The sequence below is a fragment of the Deinococcus apachensis DSM 19763 genome, assembly GCF_000381345.1.
GTDB classification, from domain to species: domain Bacteria; phylum Deinococcota; class Deinococci; order Deinococcales; family Deinococcaceae; genus Deinococcus; species Deinococcus apachensis.
The window spans coordinates 85,680-110,723 of sequence record NZ_KB906403.1; the positions used below are offsets into that span (position 1 = coordinate 85,680).

A 25,044-nucleotide genomic window follows, 5' to 3' on the forward strand; every position below is an offset into this window, starting at 1 on the left:
TGAGCGGGCCGAGCGTTAGGGCGGGACGCGGAAAGCTTGTCATGCTGAGCGAAGGCGAAGCATCTCCAGGCGAGACCCTTCGCCTTGCTCAGGGTGACCAACGTTTTGAGCCGTATCTTAGGAGACCAGCCGGGGTGTCCTGGCACCTGCTTTCAAGCTAAAGGGATTGCGCGCCTCCTCAACCCATCGCCACCTTCATCAACAGCAGCACGAGGATACTGGCGGCGACCATGCTCACCAGGGCCTTCACGCGCGTCTTTTTCAGGTAGAGCAGGATCGCCAGGCCGGTCAGGGCCACGAAGGCGAGAAAGGCGCCGCTGAGGTCGATGAGCCACGCCCAAGCGCCCCCCGCGTCGCGCCCCCGGTGCAGGTCATTGAGGACGGCGACCGCCCCCTGCGCGTCCACCGTCAGGGTGTATTTGCCCGTCCCCGTGTCGATGAAGGCATCGGCACCATATCCCGGCGCCTTGAAGCTCAGGCTGGCCTCGTCCCCGTCCACCCGGGTGTCCTCGACACGGCCGTGCAGACTGTAGCGGGCGCGCAACTCCTCCGCCACGCTCAACCAGTTGACCTGACCATTCTGAATCCAGCCCGCCGGGAGGGTGCCCGTCACCTCGCGGCGCGTCTCGGCGTTCCCGAAGGCCCAGTCGGGGTGGTTGAGGGTGATGCCGGTCAGGGCGAAGAACAGCACGACGAGCAGGCTGATCATGCTCGTGTAGGTGTGCAGCGTCCGGGCCCAGACATGCGTGCGGGCCTTGAGGGTCCGGGGACGCCGGGCCGGTCGTGTGGCGGCCTCAGGCCTTCGCGTAATTGACACTGGCGGCCTCAATGTCGCCGTCCGCTCCCAAGCTCCGCTTGAAGGCCGAGGAGCCGACGGTCACCTTCTCGCGGACCAGGCTGTAGGGGCCATGTTCGCGGGCAGTCTCGATGCACACGTAGTAGTCGCCGCGGGGGGCCAGGGTGCCCTTGTCGGTCTTGCCGTCCCAGGCGACTGCGTAGGTGCCGGGGTTGCGGGTGGCGCTGCTCACGGTGTCCAGCAGCTCGCTGTTCTCGCGGTACCAGCGGCGCAGGTCGGGAATCCAGCGCGGGCCGCGGCCGGTGGTCTGCGCCCAGACCGTCAGGGTGCGGACCGGATTGCCCTGGGCGTCCTCAATCCACACGGCGACGTAGGGCCGTTTGACCCGGCCGCCCGCCTGGATGGCGACGCTGAAGCTGATGTCCAGCGCCATGCCGCTCACCCAGGCGGGAGCTGCGGCAGCCTGCGCGGGCAGAAATCGGCTGACGGTCAGAAAGGCGGTCGTGGCGGCGAGCTTGCCGAGGAAGGCGCGTCGGGTGTCGGGCATGGGGAAACCTCCGGGGTAGGATCGCGGGGCAGGCTATCCCGCGTCGAGATGCCCGACAGGCTCCCCTACTACGGTTAGGCGGGAGTTAACGGGGCCAGCGGTCACTCGCGTGCTGCCTGCCGTCCCGCGTCACGATCAGGGCGGCGGCGCCGGGCGTGGCGTTCACCAGCGCCAGCCCCTCTGGCACATCCAGCACGCTCAGGGCCGTGGCGAGCGCGTCGGTGGTCAGGCAGTCGGGGGCGGTGACGGTGACGCCCGGAACCTGCGTCACCGGCCGTCCGGTTCGGGGGTCAAGGACATGGGAGTACCAGGCGCCCCCAATCCGGTAGCCCCGGTGCGCCCCGCCGCTCGTGGCGAGCGCCCCATCCCGCACATGAACCCGGGCCAGGGGCGGCGCGTCGTCCCGGGCGGTGAAGGGGTCGGCAACCGCCACCGTCAGGCCATTTCCACCCAGCGTCCGCAGGTCGCCCCCCACGTTGACGAGCACGGCCCGCACGCCGTGTGCGCAGAAGGCCGCCTCCGCCGCCCGGTCCACCACATAGCCTTTTGCCAGGGCATTCAAGCCGAGGGGCAGGGTGCCGTGACGGGTGGCGGTTCCGTCCGGGTGCAGCGTCCAGAGAGGTTCCCGCAACTGGGCGACGATCTCCGCGAGAGCTGCCTCATCGGGGAATTCGTCCCCTTCCGCCGCCGCCTTCCAGATCGCCCCCAGCGCATCGGCCCCGGGGTGGAAGGCCCCCCCCGTCCGGCCACGCCACTCGTCCGCCGCGTGGAGAACTTTCCACAGGTCGGGGCTGATCGGAATGGCCTCCTCCCGCGTCCCCGCCCAGCGCGACAACTCGCTTTCCGGGTCGAAGCGGTTGAGGATTTGGGTCAGGCGCTCGGTTTCATTCAGGGCAGCGCGCTCAGCAGCTTCCGCCCGCGTGCGCCCATCCGCGACGACCTGAATCTCCATCTCGGTGCCGAGCGTCCGCTCGTAGACGCTGCGGAGGCGGTAGGGCCGTTTCAGGGCGTGCCACAGATGATTCAGGGGAGACATAGCCCCAACCCTTGCCCCTTAGCTGGCCGCCTTTCCCCACTCACCACGAGCCACTTCCCACTGACTTTAGGCCTTCCTCACGGCCTATTCGCCGTCGTCCACAGCAGCAGCCCGATCAGGATGAGGTCGAGGGCCCAGGCAGTGGGGCGCTTGAGGCCCGGGTCGCGGCGGGCACGCAGGTACTGCACGAGCAGCCGGGCGATCAGCAGCACCACGATCAGGGCCGGGTCGGGCAAAGGGCCGCCCAGCAGCGGCACGAGGAGCAGCACGGCGACCACGGCGAGCAGCACCAGGCTCAGGATGGTCAGGCCGTCGGGCCGGGAACGGGGAGCCGTCACCGCTCCTCACTGCGGGGCGTCTCGCCCACGTGGTCGAGGATCAGCACGCTCATGGGGGGCAGGTTCAGGCGCAGGTGGTGCGTCTGCCCGTTCCATCCCTCCTGCCGCGCGGTCAGGTCGGGCTGCTGGGTGCCGAAGCCGCCGTACTCGCCGTCATCGGTGGAGAGGAGCATGCGGTACTCGCCGCCCTGGGGCACGCCGACGTGGTAGCCCTCGCGGTACACCGGGGTCAGGTTGGCGACGGTCAGGCTCCAGGTGCCCCCTCCCTCTGCCGTGGGGCGCGGGTCGCGGCGGACATAGGCGTACACGCTGTTGTCGCTGTCGTCGCCGATCACCCAGAGCTGGCCCTCGGCCCAGGTGTCGCCCACGTGGAGGTCAGGGCGCTCGGCATACAGGGCGTTCAGCCGCCGAACCAGATTCATGACGCCCCGGTGTTCGGGAATGTCGGTCACGGACCAGGGAAGCTCCTGCGCCTCGTTCCACTCGGTCCCCTGGGCGAACTCCTGGCCCATGAAGAGGAGCTTCTTGCCCGGCGTGGTCCACATCATCGCCAGAAAGGCCCGGTAGCCCGCCCGCTGCATGTACCAGTCGCCCGGCATCTTGGACACCAGCGACTTCTTCCCGTGGACCACCTCATCGTGGCTGATCGCCAGCACGTACTTCTCGGTCGTGCGGTACACGTTGAAAAAGGTCAGCTTGTGATGCTCGTACTTGCGGTAGACCGGGTCCAGCTCGAAGTAGTGTAGCGTGTCGTTCATCCAGCCCATCGCCCACTTGTAGTCGAACCCCAGGCCGAAGGGCGTCGGCGACGTGACGCCGGGGAAGGCGGTGCTCTCCTCCGCGACCATCGTCACCCCGGGGGCCATGTGGTGCACGACCTCGTTCAGCCGCTTGAGGAAGGCGATGGCCTCCAGGTTCTCGCGCCCGCCGTGGATATTCGGAATCCACTCCGTGCGCGAGAAGTCGAGGTACAGCATCGACGCCACCGCGTCCACCCGCAGCCCGTCCACGTGGAAGTCCTGCACCCACTTGAGCGCCGAGCCGATCAGGAACATCACGACCTCGTTGCGGCCGTAGTCGAAGATGTAGGTGTTCCAGTCGAAGTGGTAACCCTTGCGCGGGTCGGCGTACTCGTACAGGGGGGAACCGTCGAAGTGCGCCAGCCCCGCCTCGTCGGTCGGGAAGTGCCCGGGCACCCAGTCGAGGAGGACACCGATCCCCCGCTCGTGCAGGTGGTTGACGAGGTAGGCGAAGTCCTCCGGGGCGCCCAGGCGACTCGTCGGCGCGTAGTAGCCGGTGACCTGATAACCCCACGAGCCGTCGAAGGGGTGCTCCATCACGCCCAGCAGCTCGACGTGGGTGTAGCCCATGTACGTCACGTAGTCGGCCAGGCGATGCGCGAGGTCGCGGTAGTTCAGGAACCAGCCGTCGTCACGCCGCGCCCAGGAGCCCACGTGGACCTCGTAGATGCTCATGGGGCGGTCGAAGCCGGGCGTGCGGCTCGCCATCCACTCGTCGTCCGTCCACTCGAAGGGCTGGCGCCAGATGATGCTCGCCGTGTTGGGCCGCACCTCGGTGAAGGTGCCGTAGGGGTCCATCTTGTCCACCGTGCGCCCGTCCACGCCCGTGACCCGGAACTTGTACCGCTGCCCGTGCTGCGCCTCCGGCACGAAGGCGCCCCAGAAGCCAAAGTCCAGGCGCTCCATCGGGTGGTCGAGTCCGTTCCAGCCGTTGAAATCCCCCACCACACTGACCTGCTGCGCGTTCGGTGCCCAGACGGCGAAACGCACCCCCTCTACCCCATCCTGTGTGACGGGATGCGCCCCGAGCAGGTGGTCCGGGCGCACGAGGTCGGCCGTCACCAGTTTCTGAAGGTGCCCGTGATCGAGCGGCAGCGGAAAAGGGCTCATGAGGTCGAGTCTACCGGGTGGCGACAGGCGGGGCGGGTCCCGCATTCAGACCCCGAAGGCAAGGTAAAGAAGGGGCGTGACCTTCCCATCTGGGAGGAGCCGCCGGGACTTCGCTCAGCCCTCCCCTCCCCCCAGTACGTGCCGCCGGAACCGCTCCAGGATGGCGAGGCCGACCGCGCCGCTCTTTTCGGGGTGGAACTGCGTGGCGTGGATGTTGTCCCGGCTGAAGGCCGACCAGAAGGGCACCCCGTACTCGGTGAGGGCCCCGGCGTCCACATCCACGTCAATCGGCACGTAGTATGAGTGGACGAAGTAGGCGTAGGCCGGGCAGCCGAGGTCCCGCAACAGCGGCGAGTCACCCACTTTGTCCAGGCTGTTCCAGCCCATCTGCGGCACCTTGCGCTCAGGAACGGGCTCGAACCGTCGGACAGTGCCGGGCACGAGGTTCAGGCCGCGCATCCCCGGCGCCTCCTCCGAGTCAGTCAGGAGCATCTGCATGCCCACGCAGATGCCCAGAATCGGCGTGCCACCGTTTGCCGCGTCCAGTACGGGGCCGTGGAAGCCGTGGCGGTCAAAGGCCTCCATCACCTGCCGGAAGTGGCCCTGCCCGGGCACGACGAGGGCGGGCGCGTGTGGCACGTCAGCGGGGTTGTCGGAGAGGCGCACGGTCATTCCGGCGCGTTCCAGGGCCTTGGCGGCGCTGCGGACGTTCCCGGCACCGTAGTCGAGGAGGAGGACTTCGGGCGCTTTGCGGTCGGGCACGGTCACAACACCCCCTTCGTGCTCGCCAGCTCCTCCGAGGTCACTCGCACCGCGTCGCGCAGGGCACGGGCCAAGGCCTTGATGATCGCCTCAATGACGTGATGCGCCTCGCGCCCGGCGAGCAGGCGGACATGCAGGGTGACGCCCGCGTGGTTGCACAGCCCACGCAGGAACTCGCGCAGGTGGTAGTGGGTCATGCCCCCCGCCGTTCCCCACACGTCCAACTTCTCCGGCTCGAAGGCGAGGTGCGCGCGGCCCGACAGGTCGAGGACCACGTGGGCCAGCGTCTCGTCCATCGGCACAAAGGCGCTGCCGTACCGCTCGATACCCCGGCGGTCGCCGAGCGCCTGCCCCAGCGCCTGCCCCAGCGTGATCCCTACGTCCTCGATCAGGTGGTGCGGTTCGATGTGCAGGTCGCCCGTCGCCTGCACGCTCAGGCCAATCCGGGCGTGGCGGGCCAGCGCGTCAAGCATGTGGTCGAGAAAACCGTGCCCGGTCGTGGGCGGGGTGGAGGTCAGCTCGTCCAGATCGAGGGTCACGGTGATGTCTGTCTCGTTCGTCGTGCGGCGGACCGTGGCGGTGCGGGCGGTGGCGGTGCGGACCATATGGGGCATGCTACGGCGCCAGCGGTTCCAGAACTGCAATTTCCCAGGGCGTAGGCTGCACCCAAGCAGTCACGGAGGGCCTTGTTCACCCCTGCTTGCCATCCTAGTAATGTAAAAACACACACCTATCACTCCTACAACACAGGCCCATCACATCCTCTCGTCACTTCAGGCAGTTCCTGCGGTATCAGCAATTTTTTAGGCCCTTAGAGGGCTAAACGCGTTCTCTTTGCGACAAAGGAGAAGGTTCTACAAAAGAAAGGTTGCCTGGCATCAACCTGTCTAGATGTTTTTATGAAGACGTCTCTGACCCCCGTGGTAGACCTTGCGCGTCGGCAAATCCAGGCGCGTTCCTCGGTCCAACCCCATCCGGAGGTTCAGGATGAACTCACGTATTGCCCCCCTCACGCTCGGCCTTACCCTTCTCCTTGCCTCCTGCGGTCAGCAGATGGCGAGCGGACCTGATGACAGCACACAGGTCGCCACACCTGAGCGCGGAACTCAGACCTCCGCACCGCTGCTGGGCACGAGCAATCCCGACGCCATCCCTGGGCAGTACATCGTGGTGTTCAAGGACGGGGAAGGTTCCGCGAACCTGGGTGCCCAGGACGCCGGTGGGCTGATCCGCAGCCTGAGCCTCGATCCGCAGGGCATTACCGTGCAGCACATCTACAGCCAGGCGCTCAGCGGCTTCGCGGCCAAGCTCAGCACCCAGAACCTCGCCACCCTGCGGGCCGACTCCCGCGTGAAGTACATCGAGCAGGATGGCGTCATGCGGATGTCGGCCACCCAGAGCGGCGCCACCTGGGGACTCGACCGCATCGACCAGCGCAGCCTCCCGCTGGACGGCAACTACACCTACAGCACCAACGCCAGCAACGTTACCGCCTACATCATCGATACGGGCATCAACACCTCGCACACGGCGTTCGGCGGGCGCGCCGTGTGGGGAACGAACACGACGGGGGACGGCAACAACAGTGACTGCCAGGGCCACGGCACACACGTCGCCGGGACGGTGGGGAGCAGCACCTGGGGCGTCGCCAAGGGCGTGAAGCTGGTGGCCGTCAAGGTGCTGGGCTGTGACGGGTCGGGGACGAACTCGGGCGTCATTGCCGGGGTCAACTGGGCCGTGAGCAACAAGAGCGGCCCCGCCGTGGCGAACATGAGCCTGGGCGGCGGTTTCAGCCAGGCGGTGAACGACGCGGTGAATAACGCCGCCAGCCGGAACCTCGTCATGGCCGTCGCGGCGGGCAACGAGAAGCAGAACGCCTGCAACGTCTCCCCGGCGAGCGCGGCGAGCGCCATCACGGTGGGTGCGACCACCAGAACCGACAGCCGCGATACGGGCTACAGCAACTACGGCTCCTGCCTGGACATCTTCGCGCCGGGTACGGGCATTACCAGCGCCTGGATCGGCTCGACGACCGCCACGAACACGATCAGCGGCACCAGCATGGCGACCCCGCACGTCGCTGGCGCGGCGGCCCTGATCCTGGCCTACAACCCCTCCTACACCACCAGCCAGGTGACCAGCACCATGCTCAACAATGCGACGACCGGCAAGGTCACGAACGCGGGCACGGGCAGCCCCACCCGGCTCCTGTACACGGGCACGGGCGGCACGACCACGCCCCCCAGCGGCACCACGACGACCTACACCGGCTCGGTGAGCCAGGGGGGCAGCAGTTGGAAGCCCAGCACGAGCGGCTTCAGCTACGCGGGCGGCACCCTGAAGGGCTCCCTCAGCGGCCCCAGCAGCACTGACTTCGACCTGTACCTCCAGAAGTGGAACGGCAGTGCCTGGGCCGACGTGGCCGCCAGCGAGGGCGGCACAAGCAGCGAGAGCATCAACTACGCGGCGGGGGGCGGTACCTACCGCTGGGAGGTCTACGCCTACTCCGGCAGCGGCTCCTACACCCTGACCGAGACGAAGTAACCGCCGCGAACCCGGCGCTCCGAACAGGGGGGCCGGGTTCCTTTCTGACCGCTCCCCCACGTTGTTCAGGAGGTCCCTATGAAGAAGTTCTTTGCCCCGCTCGCCCTGCTCGGTTCGCTGGTGTTCACCGCCTGCGGCACCACCACGCCCCAGGCCGCCCAATCCCTCCCCGAGGAGAGCATGACCACGACGGGTACCGAGAAGGCGTTCGGCGAGTTGAGCGGCCAGATCGTGTACGGCACGGTAACGAGCGTGACGAACCGCCCCTATCAGGTCAGCGTGACGCCCAGCAACCAGATGAGCGGCGGCTGGTGCGGCGGCACTCTGATCAGCCCCAACTGGGTCATGACGGCGGCCCACTGCGTGGACGGCCAGAGCGTGAGCAACATGCGGGTGCGGGCCGGGATCAATAACCTGACGACCACGAGCGGGCAGCTCCGCACGCCCAGCCAGATCATCATCCACCCGTACTACGGCGGCACCAGCAGCGGCTACGACATCGCGCTGATCAAGGTCAGCACCGCCTTCACGCTGGGCAGCACCGTGCAAACGGCGGCCCTGCCCGGAAGCGGCGCCGAATCCGTCCTCGACGTGAACGGCAAGAGCGCCACCGTGAGCGGCTGGGGCAAGACCGAGACGGGCGCCTACAGCAACACGGCCCTGCGCGAGGTGACCATTCCCATCACGCCAACCGGCAGCGATTGCGGCAGCCGCCCGGGCAACACGATCTGCGGCAAGTACGCGAGCGGCAAGGACAGTTGTAACGGGGACAGCGGTGGCCCGCTCGCGGCGCCCTACAACGGCAAATACTACGTGCTGGGCATCGTGAGCTATGGCCCCAGCGAGTGCCGCGGGTACGGGGTGTACACGCGCGTGAACGGCTACATCAACTGGATCTACCAGCAGACCGGGATAAGCGCGCAGTAACCGCTCCCTCCCTCACCCCCGGTTCGCGCCGGGGGCCTTTTATCGCCTTCACTTCACCGGAAGCCTGTGCTGAGAAACACAATTACGCCTTGACCGTAATAGCGTTCTGTTATAAACTAAACGTATGAAGTTGAGCGATGTTCAGAAACGACTCCAGGCCCCGTTTCCCGCTCATCTCGTGGGCTGGAAGCCCCAGGCGTTCACCAAGGACCGCGGCCGTGCCCTCCTGCTGGCATATGTGGATGCCCGCGCCGTGCAGGACCGCCTCGACGCCATCTGCCCCGACGGGTGGAGCTTCGAGATCGAGGTGATACCCGGCACCTCCACCCCCACCGTCAAGGGCCGCCTGACCGTCCTGGGCGTCACGCGCGAGGACATCGGCGAGGCGGGCGGCGACGGCGAGTACGCGACCCTGAAGGCGGCGAGCAGCGACGCCCTGAAGCGTTGCGCGGTGCAGTTCGGCATCGGCCGCTATCTGTACGACCTGCCTAAGCAGTGGGTCGAGTGGAACGACGCGAGGCGCGAGCCCGCCGTTACCCCCGAGTTGCCCGAGTGGGCGCGGCCCGACCACGAGCGCAGCCCCGGTGGCGCGCACCTCGTGCAGGCGATGGAGCAGCTCAAGTACGAGCTGCCCGAGGACCTGGATCTCCAGCGCGAGGTGTACAAGCACCTCAAGGCGGCCCTGAGCAGCCTGCATCCCACCGCCCAGGGCGGGCACGGGCGGGCCGCGTGACCCCCGTCACTCCCCGGCAACTCGCCGCCGTGATGCTCGTCGTTCTGGCGCTGACGCTGCTGGGCGGGGCGCTGGCGAAGCTGTTCTAACCCCGACCTTTCTCCGGCCACGTCCCAGGTGATACCCCTGGGGCGTGGCTTTCTTGAGGACTGGGCTCGCGGGCCTCTGTCACAGCCGTTTCTTGACCTGCCGCGTCGGCGCGTGCGACCAGGGATCGTCCGGCCAGGGGTGCTTGGGATAGCGGCCCCGCAGGTCCTTGCGAACCTCGAAGTAGGAGGAATTCCAGAAGGAGCGCAGATCCTGGGTCACCTGCACGGGCCGCCCGGCGGGCGAGAGCAGGTGGAGCAAGACGGGCGTGCGGCCCCCGTTCACGGTCGGCGTCTGGGCCAGCCCGAAGAGTTCCTGCAACTTCACGGCCAGGATGGGGGGCGAGCCGTCGAGTGCGTATTGAAGGCGAACCCGCGAGCCACTGGGCACGGTGAGGTGAGTGGGGGCCAGCTCGTCCAGCCGGGCGGGCAGCGGCCAGGGCAGCAGGGCTTGCAGGGCGGGGAGGAGGTTGAGGCGCCGCAGGTCGTCGCGGGTACGCACGCCTTCCAGGTAGGGGCCGAGCCAGTCCTCCAGGCTCCTGAGCAGCGCCGCGCCGGACAGGTCGGGCCACTCGGATTCCTCGGGGCGCCAGCGGCGCAGGGACTCGATTCGGGCGCGCAATCCCTCAGCCTCCGGGCTGAATGTAAGGAGGTGGAGGCCCTCGGTGCGGACAGCGTCGGCGAGGGCGGCCAAGCGGGCCGTATGGGGAAGGTCACGCAGGGGGCGGGCGTCCAGCACCAGCGCCCCCACATGCCGCTCGCGCTGGGCGACCAGGGTGCCTGTCCGGGCGTCCCAACGGACGGTGTCCCGGGTAGCGGCGCGGGCGTCCAGCAGGGCGGGGTCGAGCGGCGCGGCGAGGTGGATGCGGCCCTCCCCACTCCCCGCATCCAGATGGGCGACGGCGAGCGCGGGACTCCCCGCGAGAGGGTCCCCCTCCGGCAGCCGCGCCCCCTGCCCGCCCGCGAGCAGAAAGCGGCCCCCTCCCCCCTCCCGGCTCAACGCCACCCGCTCGGGGTAGGCGAGGGCGACGAGTTGTCCTGCGGCGAAGGAATCGGGGAGGGTATCGTCGGGCCGGAGGTTGAGCAGTCGGCGCCACTGCCTCGCCAGGCGCTCGATCCGCTCCAGCACGGCGGCCTCTCCCCTGCCGCGCTCGCCCCGCCGCCACGCGCGCAGGGCCGCCACCCGGTCGGTGAGATCCGTTCCCGACCCGACTCCCAGTGGGTCGCGTTCCTCCAGCAGGGCGGCGACATCGGCGGCGAGTGCCCCCAGGCCCAGCGCCGCCCCATCGTGGAGGAGGTGCGCGAGGCGGGGGTGGGTGGGCAACTCCAGCAGGGCCGAGCCGCGCGGGGTGATGCGGTTCCCCTCGTCCAGCGCGTCCAGGTCGCGCAGCAGGGCGCGGGCCGAATCGACGCGCGGTGCGGGTGGCGTATCCAGCCAGGCGAGGGCGGCGGGGTCGGGGGCGCCCCACCCGGCGAGTTCCAGCGTGAGGGGCGCGAGGTCGGCCTCCAGAATTTCGGGGGGGTGGGCGGCGGCGAGGGCGGCGTGGGTGCGCTCGCTCCACAGGCGGTAGGCGGTGCCGGGGGCGGTGCGTCCAGCCCGTCCCGCGCGCTGGTCGGCGGCGTCCCGGGTCACGCGGGTCGTCACCATGCGGGTGAGGCCGGTGCCGGGGTCGAATTTTTGTGTCCGGCTGAGCCCGCCGTCCACCACCACCCGCACCCCCGCCAGCGTGAGTGACGTTTCCGCGATGGAGGTCGCCAGCACCACCCGGCGCCGCCCGCCGGGATCGGGGAGGATCGCCCGCCGCTGCTCGGCCAGGGGCAGGTCACCGTAGAGGGGCAGAACGACGGCGCCCACATCCAAGAGGGCACCCATCGCCCCACGAATCTCGCGCACGCCGGGCAGGAAGGCGAGGATGTCCCCCTCGGGATGGGCGGCCAGGGCTTCGCGAACGGAACGGGCCACCGCGTCCTCCACCCGGCCTGCCGGGTCGGCGGGCAGGTAATGCACGTCCACCGGGTAGGCCCGGCCCGCGCTCTGCACCAGCGGCGCGCCCAGCCGCCCGGGGAGGGCCGGGTCGAGGGTAGCGCTCATGACGAGCACGCGCAGGTCGTCGCGCAGCGCCCCCTGCACCTCCCGCAGCAGGGCCAGGGCGAGGTCAGCGTTCAGGGACCGTTCGTGGAACTCGTCGAGGATGACGAGGCCCACCCCGCTCAACTCCGGGTCGCGTTGCAGCCTCCGGGTGAGGATGCCCTCGGTGACGACCTCGATACGGGTTCTGGCCGACACGCGCGACTCGAAGCGCACGCGCGAGCCCACAGTGCCGCCCACCTCCTCGCCCAGCCCCTCCGCCAACCGCGCGGCGACGGCGCGGGCCGCCACCCGGCGGGGTTGCAGCATGACGATGGACTGCCCAGCCAGCCAGGCTTCGTCCAACAACGCCAGAGGCAACGCGGTACTCTTGCCCGCCCCCGGCGGCGCCTGAAGCACCACCAGCGGGTGAGCCGCGAGCGCCGCGCGCACCTCGGGCAGCACCTCGGCGATGGGGAGGTCGGGGAGCGTCACGCTGGGCATGGTAGCGGGAAGTGAGCGGGTGCTGCGTGGTCAAATCACGGTGCTTCGTCGGCCTCAATCCGAGCAATTCCAGGAAAACCCGCACCGCATTGTCGTAGAAGCGTGCGCGTACTTCGTCGGAACCACCGTGCAAAGCGTAAGCGTCGAGATTTATATCATTGAGGTCGCTGTCCGTGAAATCATCAATGGGGGCGGCTTCTATTTGAAGCGGCACATCCGGTTCTATCTCATGCACCTGCATAACAAATTGCAGTAAAGACCGTGGCGCTATGGCACCCACAAAGCCCAGCACTGGAGGAGCGGGCAAGTAGAGATAACTCCTCCGTTCGGCGTTCTCCAGTAAGAACCACCGCACGATTTGGTGGTCAATCCCCTGTTTGACGACTTCCACCCCCGCTTTGAAGGTGAAAGGGTCCCGGGCCATCTCCTGGCGTTTCCACGCCACCCACGCCTGCTGCCTCACCCGTTCATTTCATCACGGTTGGCGGTCCGCAAGCTCCTTCCTCAGCCGTGTTCCAACGGATTCTGGATGGCTCCATTCCCCTTCAAAGCTGTTGCTCTCAGCGTCACGACGCCTCGCCCCCACTCGGCGGCTCGCCCGCCTCCTCGTCCGGAGATTTGTGGAAAGCAGCGCCCACCTTCCGCACGTCCTCGTGGATCAGGGTGGTGTTCAGCGAGACGGCGGCGAGCATCCCGGTCGAGGCGGCGCTCATGACGTACTGAGGAGCACCGGTCATGTCGCCCGCCGCCCAGACGCCGCGCACGCTCGTCATGCCGTGCTCGTTCACGACCACCCGGCTCTTCTCGTTCAGCTCGCAGCCGAGAGCCGCGGGCAGGGTGCTGTTCTGGACCTGGGTGGGATTCAGGAAGACGGCGTGCAGGGTCAGCCGCTCGCCCCCCTGGAACTTCACCTGCACGGTGTCCCGGCCCCCCAGGCGCAGGATGGGCGCAGTGTGGACGGGGATGTCCAGCCGCCGCAGGTCCTCGCGCTGCTCATCCGTCAGCTCGTCCGGGCCGCCGGTGAGCAGCACGACCCGGTGCGACCACGACCGCACGCTGAGGGCCAGGTGATGGCCCTCCTGCCCGGACCCCAGCACGCCCAGCATGTGTTCGCGGTTGGGCCAGCCGTCGCAATACGGGCAGTGGTGGACGGTATGGCCCCAACGTTCACGCAGGCCCGGCACGTTGGGCAGCACGTCGCGCACGCCCGTGGCGAGCAGCAGCCGCCGGGCATGCACCCAGCCGCCGTCGTGCCGCACCGCGAACCCGTCGGGGAGACACCGGGCCTCGCGCGCCATGTCAGGGCACACGGTCACCGGGTAGGGTTCCAGGTCCGCCAGTCCGAGCCGCTTGAGCCCGGTTGGGGCGGCCCCGTCGCGGGTGAAGACGCCGTGGGCCGCAGTCGCCTTGGCGTTGCGGGGCGGTCCGCCGTCGAGCAGCAGCACCCGCCGCCCCGCACCGCCCAGCACCAGCGCGGCGTTAAGTCCGGCCGGGCCAGCCCCCACCACAACAGCATCGAAGTTCTGCATGGTCACCCTCCCTGCGGGCCAGGACGCACGCTCACGTCCGGGACGGTGGCGTCGCGCGGAGCGTCCAGCACAAACTGGATGGTGGCCGCGACCGTCGCCGGGTCGATGAAGGCCGAAGGGTCGTAGGCCCCACCCTCCTGCGCGCGAACCTTCTGCTGCATCGGCGTGGCCGTTCGGCCCGGGTAGACCGTGGAGACGCGAACCCCGTGCGGCGCCTCCTCCTCGCGCAGCGCGTCGGCCAGTGCCCGCAGAGCGAACTTGCTCGCCGCGTAGCTCGCCCATCCGGGGTTGGCCCGCAGGCCCGCGCCGCTGTTGACGAAGACGACCGTTCCGCGCTCCGCCCGAACCTGTGACAGCAACACCCGGGTCAGGGCGGCGGGGGCCACCACGTTCACCGCGAGGGTGTGCGTCCAGACCTCGGGCGGCTGCTCGGCCACCGCGCCGAGTTCGACGACGCCCGCGTTGTGGACCACGTTCGTCACGCGGCCCAGTCCGGAGGCCGCTTCTCCAAACGTCCCCGACCGGGTGAGGTCCAGCACGAGGGGTCTCGCGCCGCCCACCTCGTCACACAGGGCGGAGAGCCGCCCCTCGTCCCGCCCCTGGAGGATGAGGTCATGCGTGCCCGCCAGTGCCCGCGCGAGCGCCACGCCGATACCGCCCGCCGCCCCGGTGATGAGCGTCACGGGCCTTGCCGAAGTCGTCATTCGCGGAGGCTAACGCACCAGATGCGACCGGAAATACTGTTCCTGAAACCAAATGGCCTTCATGATCTCTGCATCTGACCAGTGTGTGCCCGGACGCACGACGGTCAGCTTGTCCTCCACGTCGTCCGCACGCAAGAGGACCGCCGTCACCACACCCTCCGCCTCGCGCACGGCCATGTCCCAGCCGAGGAGGTAGGCGTCTCTCGGCTGACCGTCGCCGCTCAGCGTGCCGGGCACCTCACCGTAATTCACTGGATACACCAGGTCCGGCCCGCGGGGATGGACGCTCCCCAGCGGGCGGTCCACTATGGCGCGGACGGTTTGACCCAGGAACGGGGTGAGGGCCGGTCTCACGTCCCGATCAGCTTAAAATCGGGCGCGGGCCTTGAGATTGATCAGGCGGAGCTGTTCGCCCGTCAGGCTGTCGCCCCGCACCGCCCGCACGCCGAAGTAGCCGTGCCCGGACTTGCCCGCCGTGTCCAGCGCCGGGCCAGACAGCGTGAAGGGCCTACTCGCCCCCGCCTGAAGCGCGATGGTCCCGATGGCCTGTCCGCTCTCCCTCGCCGGGTCGCAGGCCACCACATCGGCCGTGAGGCCCTGGCAGCCGGAGGGCATGCTGGTCCGCACGTACACGGCCACCTCGCTCAGGTTGCCACCCAGCGCCGTGTAGCTCGCGTCACCGGAGATGCTGAGGCCCTGAAGGAGTTTCGGGATGGACGCGCCCCCGAAGGCGTCCTGACGCACATAGATGACCCGGCCCTGCGAGGCGGCGCTGGACTGGAGGTTCAGGGTCACGTCGGGGATGGTGATGGGCGGCGTGGGGACCACGCCACAGGCGGCGAGGGCCAGGGCCGTCCCCAGCCCGGTGAACAGCTTGCGTTTCAACATACGACCTCCTTGGCCAAGGGGTGGAGCAGCTCGTCGATGCGGACAGGAGCGGCTGCGGCCCGCGGCGTCCTCTCCGCCACCTGGGGAGGGTAGCCGGGGCCATCCCACGAAATTCTGACAGCCGCGCTACCCTGCACGGATGACGAGGGCGAGCAGGCTGGCGAGCGTGACGCTGAAGGCGGGGGCGGTGCGGCGCGTCGCCGGGCGCTACCCCTTCGGCCACACGGGGGACATCGCGGAGGCGGCGCCGGGCATCACGCCGGGCGACGTGGTGGAGGTCCGGGCGCCGGACGGGGCGGTCATCGGGCGCGGTTACTTCAACACCGGGGGCGCGACCCCGCTGAGGATGCTGACCTGGGGGCGTGAGGATATCAACCTGGACTTCTACCGCTCACGGGTGCGTGCGGCCCTGGCGCGGCGGGAGGGCCGGATCACCGGGACGGACGGGGTGCGTGTCCTGTACGCCGAGGCGGATGGACTGCCCGGCGTAATTGCCGACCGCTTCGGGGACGTGCTGGGCGTGCAACTCCGCAACGCGGGTGCCGAGCGCCACCGCGACCTCATCCTGCGGGCGTTGCGCGAGGAGACGGGCGCCCCCTCCGCCTTCGAGCGCAGCGACACGGGCGAGCGCCGCCGCGAGGGGCTGGAGTTGCGGACCGGCGTGCTGTGGGGCGAGGTGCCCGAGCGCGTGACCTTTCACGAGGACGACCTGACCCTGCACTTCAACCCCTTCGACGCGCAGAAGACGGGCTTTTTCCTCGACCAGCGCGACAACCGCCGCCTGATGCGCTCGCTCGCGGCGCCGGGTGAGGGCTTTCTGGACGTGTACTCGTACACCGGGGGTTTCAGCCTGCACGCGGCCCGGGCGGGGGCCAAACCCGTCGCGCTCGACAAGGATGAGAAAGCCCTCGGCGTGCTGGAACGCGAGGCGCGCGAGAACGGCGTGAGTGTCGGCGTGCGCTGGGGCGACGCGCTGGAGACGCTGACGGCGCTCGAACGCGAGAAGCGGTCCTTCGGCGCGGCGGTCCTCGACCCGCCCACCCTCGCCAAGCGCAAGGAGGACGTGCCGCGTGCCAAGCGCATCTTCACCGACGGGGCGGCCCGCGCCCTGCGGATGCTGCGCCCGGGCGGCCACCTGCTCGTCAGCACCTGCGCCCACTACATCCGGGTGGACGACCTGCTCGACGCGGCCCGCGTGGCGGCGGGCGAGGCCGAGTGCGACGCGGAGGTCGTGGCGGTGACCTACCAGCCCGCCGACCACCCCCACCTGCTGAGCGTGCCCGAGAGCCTCTACCTCAAGAGCCTCCTGCTGCGAAAGGAGGGGTGAGGGGACGGGATGTGGCCGGATGACCCCGCCTCGGTAGAGGGCTGGACGCCCCTGACGGGCAGCTTCGGCGACGATGGGGCGACCGGGTGAGGGGGCGGCCTGGGCCTCGAGTCCTACCGGTCACGGCCCCGGGCGCGGACGCTACTCCGCCTCCGCCGCTTCCAGCGAGACCGTCTCCAGAACTCGCGGGTCGAGAAGGGTCACCGCCTGGGACGTGACCTGCACGATGCCCTGCGTCTCCAGCTTCTTCAGGACGCGCGAGACCGTCTCGCGGCTGCTGCTCGTGCGGGCCATGATCTCCGCCGTGCCCAGCGGCAGAACCTCGGGGTGGGGCACACCCACCGCGGCGCGCTGCGCGTACAGGCTGGAGAACACGTGCGCGAGCGCGGCCTCGGTGTTCTGGCCGAAGGCGATGAGTTCGTCGTTAAGCAGGGTGACCCGCCGGGCGAGCATCTCGGCGAGGTTCCACAGCACGCCGGGGTGGCGGCGCAGGATCAGCTCGAAGTGCCCGCGGTGCAGCATCAGGGTGCGGACGGGGGTGAGCGCCCGCACGGACGCGCTGCGCTCCTGGCGGGCCAGTACGGCGGTCTCGCCCACAACCCCGGGCGCGTAGAGGTCGCCCAGCACCCGCTCGCGGCTGCCCAAGCTGACACGGCTGACCCGCACCACCCCCGCCGTGATCAGGTGCAGCGCCTCGCCCGGATCGTCCTGCGCCACGAGCAGTTCGCCGGGCGCGAAGGTCCGCTCGGTGACCACCTTCAGCGCCTCGCGCAAGGCCTCCTCCGGGACGTTCTGGAAGAGGGGGGAGAGTTTCAGGTCGTCCAGGCGAGCCATCGGGGCGCATCCTAGCGCCTGGAATGGGCCGCCGTATGGGACCGGGACCACGCCGGGGCGTCCGTGCCGTTCCCAGAGTCCCGGGCCTCTTCCCGTCTGAGAACCGGGCAGGGGGACGGCGATGGGGGGGGTCCCTCAGACAATGGGGGGAGAGCCCCCGTATGTAAGAAAGTATTCAAATCTGACCACCGAATATGGCCCGGGGAGGGTAGGTCACGCCGCGCCAGGTTGGCCCGCCTCCTCCCCGAAAGGAGCAGCATGAAGCCAAGAAGTCTGGTTCAAGGCGCCCTCGGCCTGTGTACGGCGGCGCTGATTGCGGGGTGTTCGCAGTCACCGGGAACGCCAGCGGCCCAGGCCTACCGTCCCGCCTACATCCTCCAGGTACCCGCCAGCGCGCAGGACACGAGGCAGGAGCTGGAGGGGCGCTACGGCGGCAAGGTTGTGGAGCTGAACACCCAGGAGGGATACGCCGTCATGGGGCTCGACCAGGCGGCGGCGAAGACCCAGAACCTGCGTGCCCAGTCGCTGGGCGATGAACCGGTTGCCGAACCCAACCTCAACCAGTTTCAGGGGGGGGCGTTGGCGCTGATGGCAGGAAGCCGAAGCTTCTGGATGGGCGGCGAATGGCAGGCGTGGGCAGGTGGATCACGCAGTTTCTGGATGGGGGGGCAATACGCACCTATCGCCCAGAACACTCAACCCTTCCAGCAGATTAAGCTGGAGAACGCTCAGAAGCTCGCCCCCAACCTCGGTGCGGGTGTGAAGGTCGCCGTGATCGACACGGGAATCGACCTGAGCCACCCAGCCTTCGCGGGAGCTCTGGCACCGTCCACCGAGTGGAAGGACTTCTACGGCAACGACAACGTGCCGCAGGAGGAAGGCATACTCGGCGTCGGCGGCTACGGGCACGGCACGTCGGTCGCCAGCATTGTCTTGCAGGTCGCCCCCAAGGCGACGATCCTGCCCCTGCGCGTCCTGGGTCCGAATGGTGATGGCGATACTCTTCAGGTTGCCAACGCCATCAAGTACGCCGTCGCCCAGAAAGCGAGGATCATCAACCTGAGCCTGGGCAGCACCACCAAGTCGGACACCGTGCAAAGCGCCATCCAGGCCGCCACCACCGCTGGCGTTCTCGTGGTGTCCTCGGCGGGCAACGACAACACGCCGACCATCACCTACCCGGCCATCATTGCCGACGATAAGGGGCCGCTGGGCGAACGCAGCCTCAGCGTGGGCAGCGTCAACAGCTGGAACATGAAGTCCTCGTTCTCCAACTATTCCCCTGACCTCGAACTCAGCGCGCCCGGCGAGAACATCTTCACGGCTGGCCCCGGCAACCTGCTGGTGGCCTGGAGTGGCACCTCGATGGCAGCGCCCATGGCTGCTGGTGGTCTGGCCCTCGCCCTCGGTCAGACGCTGGCGGTGGACATCAAGGATGTCACCAGGAAAATGGCTGAGAACGGCTTCGACCTGTACAACAGCGGGCTGAACTCCGCTTACAAGGACAAGCTGGGCAAGCGGCGCCTGGACCTGGAATTGTTCCTGAAAAGCACCATCAGGTACTGAGGAACAGGCGGAGCGAAGGCGGGGGAAGTTCCCCCGCCTTCATTCTTGTAAGAGCGCGGAAAGCCCCGAGGGGAAAATATGGGCGGGTGTCAGAAGCCCTCGACGGTACGGGAAGCGTTGGTGATGCAGACCTCCGGGCAAGGGTAGATTCGTTGAATGAGGCGGCGTTTGCGCTCCTGAAGACAGATGACGCCCGTGTGTTGGAACTTGCTGGAGCTGCCAACGAGCTTGCAGGCGGTGCCTACCTGTTCGGCGCCGCACGCGCTCAACTCATTCAAGGACTTGCATACACGGAACGTGGCGATAGCAACCACGCTGTGCAGGTTTTGCAAAAAGCCTGGGAGGCATTTCAACTCCTTGTCAACGAGCAGGGCCAGAGGGAATCACTAGAGGCACTGGGCAGAATTTACCTCCAGTTGGGAGAATTGCCTGTTGCAGAAAAATACCTGCATCTGGCCCTAGAATTAGCTAGGCACAATGGCATTGAAAGAGCCCAGCTCCTCAATCTACTCGCCGGGGTACAACACAGGAGTGGCGACTACGGATCATCACTCACGTCACTTGAAGAAGCCCTCAAGATTCACGAGCTGCTTAACAACAGCAGCCAGGCGGCGAGTGTGCTGGGTAACATGGGGATTCTGTACACCAGCCAAGGAAGATATCCAGAAGCGCTTACGCACCTGACCCGGGCATACCGTATCTTAAGAGACGAGGCGCAGGATGAGCGGATGCAAGGAGTGGTTCTGCTCAACCTGGGACATCTATACCTTGGAATGGGAGAGCCGACAAAGTCAATTCCTTACTTTGAAGAGGCACTACATCTGGCAAGGCGGAGGCAAGACCGTCTTGCAGTGGCAATGTCAACCCTAAACATAGGTGCCGCTCAGGACCAGGCCGGTCATTACGCTGACGCAGAGCCTGCCTTCCGAGAAGCACTCACCATCTCACGTGAGATTCAGTACCGTCCCGGTGAGGTTTCTGCCCTCGACGGCCTGGGTAATATCCTTGCTCAGCGCGGACAGCTCCATGAAGCCGCCGCCGCTCACGCCGAAGCCGCCGCCATAGCGCGGGAGATTGAGGACCTGGAGGGGGAACTCGACGCCCTCAACCACCTCGGACAGGTGCAGGCGGAACTGGGGGACTTCCCTGTCGCCCTCTCGTCTCTGGAACGGGCGCTGACGCTGGCGCAGGAGGCCGACCACAAGAAGACGGTGTACGAGGCCCACCGCGCCCTAGCGGGGGTGTACAAGCGGGCGGGCGACTTCGAGCGGGCGCTGCACCACCACGAGCTGTACCACGAGGCCGAGCGGGCACTGTTCAACGAGGAGAGCGACAAGAAAACGCGCGAGCTGAGCGCGCAATTCGACGTGGAGCGCGCCCGCCACGAGGCCGAGGTGCAGCGCCTGCAACGCGAGATGGCCGAGACGGCGCGCGAGGAGGCCGAGGCCCTGGTCCGCGAGCGTACCCACGAGCTGGAGCAGGCGCAGGTCGAGATCGTGACCCGGCTGGCGGTGGCGGCCGAGTACCGCGACGACCTGACGGGCGAGCACACCTGGCGGGTGGGGCATGTCAGCGCCCTGATCGCGCGGGAGCTGGGCCTGCCCGACGAGGACGTGGCCCTGCTGCGGATCGCGGCGAGACTGCACGACGTGGGCAAGATCGGCATTCCCGACGCCATCCTGCTCAAGCCGGGCAAATTCACCCCCGAGGAGCAGGAGCGCATGAAGGCACACACCCTGATCGGCGCGCGCATCCTCTCGGGCGGACACTCGCGCCTGCTCCGCATGGCCGAGGAGATCGCCCTGTCGCACCACGAACGCTGGGACGGCGGCGGCTACCCGCTGGGCAAGGCCGGGCACAGCATCCCGGTGACCGGGCGCATCGTGTCGGTCGCTGACGTGTTCGACGCTCTGACGAGCGAGCGGCCCTACAAGCAGGCCTGGGACCGGGGCGACGCGCTGGCCGAGCTGCGGCGGCAGGCGGGCACCCAGTTCGACCCCGAGGTCGTGGAGGCGGCCCTGCGGGTCTTTACCCGGGCCGACTTCACCCGCCTGATGCGCGCCGAAACGGAAAGCGCGGCGGCGGCCGAGGCCACCCGCCGGTCCTGAGGCCGGAGCAGGCGGCCTGCGCTACAGTGCCCCGCGTGACGACCACCGCCCCCGCGCCCACTGCGGCCCTCACCGCGACCGCGCTGTCCGCGCGGCTCCTGCACCACGGCTTCGGGGACACGGTGGTATTGCACGGGGTCAGCCTGGAGGTCAGCGCGGGCGAGGTCGTCGCCGTCACCGGCCCCAGCGGCAGCGGCAAGAGCACCCTGCTGCACCTGCTGGGCGGCCTGGACACCCCGCAGAAGGGCGAGGTGTGGTGGGCGGGCGAGCGGGTGGACCTCCTGGGGACCCAGGCGCGGGCGCGGCGGCGCGCGGGCCGGGTCGGGCTGGTCTTTCAGCACCACTACCTGCTGGAGGACCTGACGGTGGAGCAAAACGTCCTCGTGCCCGCCCTGCTCATCCACCGGGACGAGACGGAGCGGGCCCGGGACCTCCTCGCCCGGGTGGGGCTGGCCGGACGCGGGCGGGAGTTGCCGCGTGTGCTCAGCGGCGGTGAGCGCCAGCGGGTCGCGGTCGCCCGCGCGCTGATCACCCGTCCCGCCGTGATCCTCGCCGACGAGCCCACCGGCAGCCTCGACCGCGCCAACGCGGAGGTCGTCGCGGGCCTGCTGCTGGACCTTGCCCGCAGTGAGGGGGCAGGCGTGCTTCTCGTCACCCACGACGAGCACCTGGCCGAGCGGGCCGACCGGGCGCTGCACCTGCTGGACGGGCAGATCGTGGACGAGGCGGTCAGCCGTTAGCCCACGGGTGTTGGCGACAGCAGGAACCGGAGCGTTGGGCAGAAGATTTGTCATCCTGAGCGATGCGCAGGGCAGGCTTTTCTCTCCACGCCGTCCCAGCTCTGGAAGCTACCCTGATGGGCCGATTTCGCCGGTTGAGCGCCCCCTCTCCCCTGGCTGTTCTGACCCTCCCCCCTGGTGGGAGAAGGCCTGGCGACAGGAAGGGGCACCAGAGCGTTGTCCTGGGTGGAGATAAAAGTCTGAGGCGAAGGGTTCCTCAGTTGACGTCGTGGGATGCTTCGCGGAGTTGACCCCCCAGCACGGCGAAGGACTCAGCATGGCACTCTTCTTTTATCCCATGCCCCGACCTTTCCATCACCACCCCGCCCGCGCGTACACGTCCGGCAATGTGGGCGTCAGGCCAAACTCGCGGGCCGCGCGCTGGGGCCAGTGGGGATCGCGCAGGAAGGCGCGGGCCAGGGCGATCAGGTCGGCGCTCCCCTCCGCCAGGATTTCCTCGGCCTGGGCGGGGGTGTCGATCATGCCGACGGCCATTACCCCCAGGTCGGGCACCTCCCGCCGGACGCGGGCCGCGAAGGGCACCTGATACAGCGGCCCGGCGGTGATCTGCTGGGCGGGAGTCAGGCCGCCGCTGCTCACGTCGAGCACGTCCACTCCCTCGAAGCGCAGCAGGCCCGCGAGCGCGACCGTCTGATCCACGTCCCAGCCCCCGGACGCCCAGTCGGTCGCGCTGACCCGCACGAAGAGCGGGAGGTGCGTGGGCCACACCGCCCGGACGGCGCGCACAACCTCCAGCAGGAAGCGGACCCGGTTCTCGAAGTCCCCGCCGTACTCGTCGGCACGCGCATTCGCCAGCGGCGAGAGGAACTGGTGCAGCAGGTAGCCGTGCGCCGCGTGAATCTCGACCACGTCGAAGCCCGCGATCTGCGCCCGGCGGGCTGCCGCCGCGAAGTCGGAGGTGACGCGCCGGATGTCGTCCACCGTCATGGCGACGGGGTGGGGGTAGGCGGCGTTGTAGGGGTCGTCCGCCGGGCCGATGACCTGCCATCCCCCGGCCTCGGGCGGCACCGCGCCGTGCCCACGCCAGGGGGCATAGGTGCTCGCCTTGCGGCCCGCGTGCGCGAGCTGCACGCCGATCAGGCCGCCGTAGCGATGCACGAAGTCGGTGATGTGCCCCAGCGGCACGATCTGCTCGTCGGACCACAGGCCCAGGTCCTCGGGGCTGATGCGGCCCTCGATGGATACGGCGGTCGCCTCGGTGAAGATCAGGCCCGCGCCGCCCAGCGCGAACTGCCCTAGGTGGGTGAGGTGAAAGTCGTTCGCCACCCCATTCTGCGCGCTGTACATGCACATGGGCGACACGACGGCACGGTTGGGGAGCGTCACGCCCCGCAGTTTCAGCGGCGTGAAGAGCAGCGGGGAGGGTGTTCCCCCGGAGGCTGGGGCGGAGGAGGCGATCTGCGTCATGCCACCGAATCTAGCCAGCGGCCAGGCCCCGCGCCAGCAGGCGGAGGCTTCATGAGGGGTGCGGGGGGAGATATTGAGGGCATGGAACTTCGCAGCAGTCTGGAAGGCCTCGGCCCACACCAATTGCAGGGTTTTTTCGAGGGATGGCCCAACCCCCCTTCGGCACAGACACTCCACTGCCTCCTGGCCGGGTCGTACCGCATCTCGCTCGCGGTAGAGGATGGGGGCAGGTGGTGGGCATCGCTCAGGCCATCAGCGACGGGGTGCTGACGGCCTTTATCCCCCTGTTGGAGGTTCACGCTACCCACCGGGGAAGGGGCGTCGGCTCGGCGCTGATCCGGCATCTGCTCGCCCAACTTGACCACCTGTACGCCGTGGACCTGAGTTGCGACGACGACCTCGTGCCTTTTTACCAGCGGCTGGGCTTTCGGCGGGCCAACGCGATGGTGCTGCGGAACTATGCCCGGCAAAGCGGGGAGGCTTCCGCAAGTCCCGGCCAGGAGGGGGAGGAGCCGGAGGAATGAGCCCGCCTTCCCGCCTCAGTGCAGCGGCACGTGCCCCGGAAACCCGATCAGCCAGTCCAGCAGGTCCCCCACCATCGCCGACGCGGTGACCATGCCCCCCGCGCCGCCGCCCGCGAAGATCAGCGCGCCGCATTCCTCGCCCTCGTACACCATTGCGTTGCGGCTGGCCCCCTCGTTGCACAGGGCATGGGTGGCGGGCAGCCGCCGCGGCGAGACGCTCGCGCGCCACCCCGCCCCCTCCCGCCGCAGGTCGGCAACCAGCTTGATCCGCTCGCCCGCCGCCTGGGCCTGGGCTACCTCCTCCAGCGTCACGTCCTCGATGCCCCGCACCTCGACCGCCGAGTACGGGAAGTTGCCGTCGGCACAGAAGCGGGCCAGGACGGTGAGCTTGTGCGCGGTGTCAAAGCCGCCGACATCCAGGGTGGGCGGGTCCTCCGCGTAGCCCAGCGCCTGCGCCTGCGCGAGGGCGTCGGCGTAGCTCCGCCCCCCCTCCATCTGGGTGAGGATGTAGTTGCAGGTGCCGTTCAGCACGGCCTGGAGCCGGGTGAAGGTGCTCGCCCGCAACACGGTACTCATCGGCCCGATCACGGGCGTTCCGGCCATGACCGACGCCTCGTAGTACAGGCGCCCGGCGAGGGCATGCTCGCGCAGGTCGTCCCAGCATTCGGCGAGCAGCGCCTTGTTCGCGGTGATGACGGGACGGCCAGATCGGAGGTAGGGCAGCAGCAGGGCGAGGGGCTGGTCAATGCCCCCCAACGCCTCGACCAGCACGCTGCTCTCCCCCAGGAAGGCGGGATCGCTCGTGAGAGGCGTGCCGGGCGGAACGTCGCGCTCGCGGCGGGCATCACGGACGAGGACACCTGTGACCTCGACCCGCACGCCCAGGTTGTCGAAAATGTCCCTGCGCCTCTCCAGCAGATGCAGCACCTGCTGTCCCACCGTGCCGCAGCCCAGCAGGCCCACCGTCACCGTTCGCATGGGCGTGACTGTAGCGTCGCCCGGGGAGAGGGGAACCCCCCACCCTGTTGCCTGCCTTCCGGTCGTCTAGGGAGGGGGGCGGTAGACTGCCCCCATGTTGCCTGTGTCGAGAATTCTGTTCGTGTCGG

24 protein-coding genes are annotated in these 25,044 nt (G+C 68.6%); 9 read left to right on the plus strand and 15 right to left on the minus strand.

The window, feature by feature from the left end; genetic code table 11:
- Positions 1–178: 178 nt before the first annotated feature.
- The 7 genes from F784_RS0111175 to hisB all read right to left on the minus strand — a co-directional run bounded on the left by F784_RS0111175 (position 179) and on the right by hisB (position 5,994).
- The gene (locus F784_RS0111175) at positions 179–817 is read right to left on the minus strand and encodes a PepSY-associated TM helix domain-containing protein (RefSeq protein ID WP_245557833.1); all 639 of its coding nucleotides are present in this window, start codon (positions 815–817) and stop codon (positions 179–181) included.
- Positions 795–1,343 carry a DUF2271 domain-containing protein gene (locus tag F784_RS0111180; protein WP_019586819.1) on the minus strand — a complete coding sequence of 183 codons (549 nt, stop codon included), beginning with the start codon at positions 1,341–1,343 and terminating at the stop codon, positions 795–797. The genes F784_RS0111175 and F784_RS0111180 overlap by 23 nt, the downstream gene beginning before the upstream one ends.
- A gap of 85 nt (positions 1,344–1,428) precedes the next feature.
- Positions 1,429–2,379 carry an FAD:protein FMN transferase gene (locus F784_RS0111185; RefSeq protein ID WP_019586820.1) on the minus strand — a complete coding sequence of 317 codons (951 nt, stop codon included), beginning with the start codon at positions 2,377–2,379 and terminating at the stop codon, positions 1,429–1,431.
- Between the two features lie 77 nt (positions 2,380–2,456).
- Positions 2,457–2,717 carry a hypothetical protein gene (locus F784_RS0111190; protein ID WP_019586821.1) on the minus strand — a complete coding sequence of 87 codons (261 nt, stop codon included), beginning with the start codon at positions 2,715–2,717 and terminating at the stop codon, positions 2,457–2,459.
- Entirely contained in the window at positions 2,714–4,627 is a 1,914-nt protein-coding gene (locus F784_RS0111195) for a 1,4-alpha-glucan branching enzyme (protein ID WP_019586822.1), read from the minus strand. The genes F784_RS0111190 and F784_RS0111195 overlap by 4 nt, the downstream gene beginning before the upstream one ends.
- Positions 4,628–4,741: 114 nt before the next feature.
- A complete protein-coding gene (gene hisH / locus F784_RS0111200; protein ID WP_019586823.1) occupies positions 4,742–5,395 on the minus strand; it encodes an imidazole glycerol phosphate synthase subunit HisH in 654 nt (217 codons plus the stop codon).
- The gene (gene hisB, locus F784_RS0111205) at positions 5,392–5,994 is read right to left on the minus strand and encodes an imidazoleglycerol-phosphate dehydratase HisB (RefSeq protein ID WP_019586824.1); all 603 of its coding nucleotides are present in this window, start codon (positions 5,992–5,994) and stop codon (positions 5,392–5,394) included. Before hisB ends, hisH begins: the two co-directional genes overlap by 4 nt.
- 382 nt (positions 5,995–6,376) lie before the next feature.
- Between hisB and F784_RS0111210 the strand changes: the two genes are divergently transcribed.
- From F784_RS0111210 to ddrA, 3 genes are all read left to right on the plus strand, one after another.
- Positions 6,377–7,933 (plus strand): S8 family peptidase, encoded by a 1,557-nt coding sequence (locus F784_RS0111210; RefSeq protein ID WP_019586825.1) that lies wholly within the window; start codon positions 6,377–6,379, stop codon positions 7,931–7,933.
- A gap of 78 nt (positions 7,934–8,011) precedes the next feature.
- On the plus strand, positions 8,012–8,860 hold the full coding sequence (locus F784_RS0111215) for a serine protease (RefSeq protein ID WP_019586826.1): 849 nt from the start codon (positions 8,012–8,014) through the stop codon (positions 8,858–8,860).
- Positions 8,861–8,984: 124 nt separating this feature from the next.
- Entirely contained in the window at positions 8,985–9,593 is a 609-nt protein-coding gene (gene ddrA, locus F784_RS0111220; RefSeq protein WP_019586827.1) for a single-stranded DNA-binding protein DdrA, read from the plus strand.
- 168 nt (positions 9,594–9,761) lie between these two features.
- On the opposite strand, the gene hrpB is transcribed toward ddrA, so the two are convergent.
- On the minus strand, positions 9,762–12,251 hold the full coding sequence (gene hrpB / locus F784_RS0111230; RefSeq protein ID WP_019586829.1) for an ATP-dependent helicase HrpB: 2,490 nt from the start codon (positions 12,249–12,251) through the stop codon (positions 9,762–9,764).
- On the opposite strand from hrpB, the gene F784_RS0111235 reads away from it, so the two are divergent.
- Positions 12,250–12,507 (plus strand): hypothetical protein, encoded by a 258-nt coding sequence (locus F784_RS0111235; RefSeq protein ID WP_019586830.1) that lies wholly within the window; start codon positions 12,250–12,252, stop codon positions 12,505–12,507. The two genes, hrpB and F784_RS0111235, sit on opposite strands and share 2 nt — an antisense overlap.
- A 310-nt stretch (positions 12,508–12,817) precedes the next feature.
- Here F784_RS0111235 and F784_RS0111240 read toward each other — a convergent pair whose 3' ends face one another.
- Genes F784_RS0111240 through F784_RS0111255 form a run of 4 tightly spaced genes read right to left on the minus strand, consistent with a single transcriptional unit; the run spans position 12,818 to position 15,372 of the window.
- Positions 12,818–13,780: an NAD(P)/FAD-dependent oxidoreductase gene (locus F784_RS0111240; RefSeq protein ID WP_019586831.1), complete on the minus strand. Its 963-nt coding sequence runs from the start codon at positions 13,778–13,780 to the stop codon at positions 12,818–12,820.
- Positions 13,781–13,782: 2 nt separating this feature from the next.
- Positions 13,783–14,484 carry an SDR family oxidoreductase gene (locus F784_RS0111245; RefSeq protein WP_026332421.1) on the minus strand — a complete coding sequence of 234 codons (702 nt, stop codon included), beginning with the start codon at positions 14,482–14,484 and terminating at the stop codon, positions 13,783–13,785.
- 9 nt (positions 14,485–14,493) lie between these two features.
- Positions 14,494–14,838, minus strand: coding sequence for a hypothetical protein (locus F784_RS0111250; protein ID WP_019586833.1), 345 nt, complete (start codon positions 14,836–14,838; stop codon positions 14,494–14,496).
- 12 nt (positions 14,839–14,850) lie between these two features.
- On the minus strand, positions 14,851–15,372 hold the full coding sequence (locus F784_RS0111255; protein WP_019586834.1) for a hypothetical protein: 522 nt from the start codon (positions 15,370–15,372) through the stop codon (positions 14,851–14,853).
- A 139-nt stretch (positions 15,373–15,511) separates the two neighbouring features.
- Between F784_RS0111255 and F784_RS0111260 the strand changes: the two genes are divergently transcribed.
- Complete coding sequence (locus tag F784_RS0111260; protein WP_019586835.1) at positions 15,512–16,699, plus strand: class I SAM-dependent rRNA methyltransferase; 1,188 nt, start codon at positions 15,512–15,514, stop codon at positions 16,697–16,699.
- Positions 16,700–16,840: 141 nt separating this feature from the next.
- Here the strand turns inward: F784_RS0111260 and F784_RS0111270 are convergent, their stop codons facing one another.
- Entirely contained in the window at positions 16,841–17,533 is a 693-nt protein-coding gene (locus tag F784_RS0111270) for a Crp/Fnr family transcriptional regulator (protein WP_019586836.1), read from the minus strand.
- A gap of 258 nt (positions 17,534–17,791) precedes the next feature.
- Between F784_RS0111270 and F784_RS0111275 the strand changes: the two genes are divergently transcribed.
- From F784_RS0111275 to F784_RS0111285, 3 genes are all read left to right on the plus strand, one after another.
- A complete protein-coding gene (locus F784_RS0111275; protein ID WP_019586837.1) occupies positions 17,792–19,099 on the plus strand; it encodes a S8 family peptidase in 1,308 nt (435 codons plus the stop codon).
- 317 nt (positions 19,100–19,416) lie between these two features.
- A complete protein-coding gene (locus F784_RS26160; protein ID WP_281166707.1) occupies positions 19,417–21,207 on the plus strand; it encodes a tetratricopeptide repeat protein in 1,791 nt (596 codons plus the stop codon).
- Positions 21,208–21,242: 35 nt separating this feature from the next.
- Positions 21,243–21,947: an ABC transporter ATP-binding protein gene (locus F784_RS0111285; RefSeq protein ID WP_019586840.1), complete on the plus strand. Its 705-nt coding sequence runs from the start codon at positions 21,243–21,245 to the stop codon at positions 21,945–21,947.
- 354 nt (positions 21,948–22,301) lie between these two features.
- Here F784_RS0111285 and F784_RS0111290 read toward each other — a convergent pair whose 3' ends face one another.
- Positions 22,302–23,414, minus strand: a complete 1,113-nt coding sequence (locus F784_RS0111290) for an NADH:flavin oxidoreductase/NADH oxidase (RefSeq protein WP_019586841.1) — start codon at positions 23,412–23,414, stop codon at positions 22,302–22,304.
- Between the two features lie 230 nt (positions 23,415–23,644).
- On the opposite strand from F784_RS0111290, the gene F784_RS22990 reads away from it, so the two are divergent.
- Positions 23,645–23,938 carry a GNAT family N-acetyltransferase gene (locus F784_RS22990; RefSeq protein ID WP_019586842.1) on the plus strand — a complete coding sequence of 98 codons (294 nt, stop codon included), beginning with the start codon at positions 23,645–23,647 and terminating at the stop codon, positions 23,936–23,938.
- A 15-nt stretch (positions 23,939–23,953) separates the two neighbouring features.
- On the opposite strand, the gene F784_RS0111300 is transcribed toward F784_RS22990, so the two are convergent.
- Complete coding sequence (locus F784_RS0111300; RefSeq protein ID WP_026332422.1) at positions 23,954–24,916, minus strand: homoserine dehydrogenase; 963 nt, start codon at positions 24,914–24,916, stop codon at positions 23,954–23,956.
- Positions 24,917–25,044: the final 128 nt, after the last annotated feature.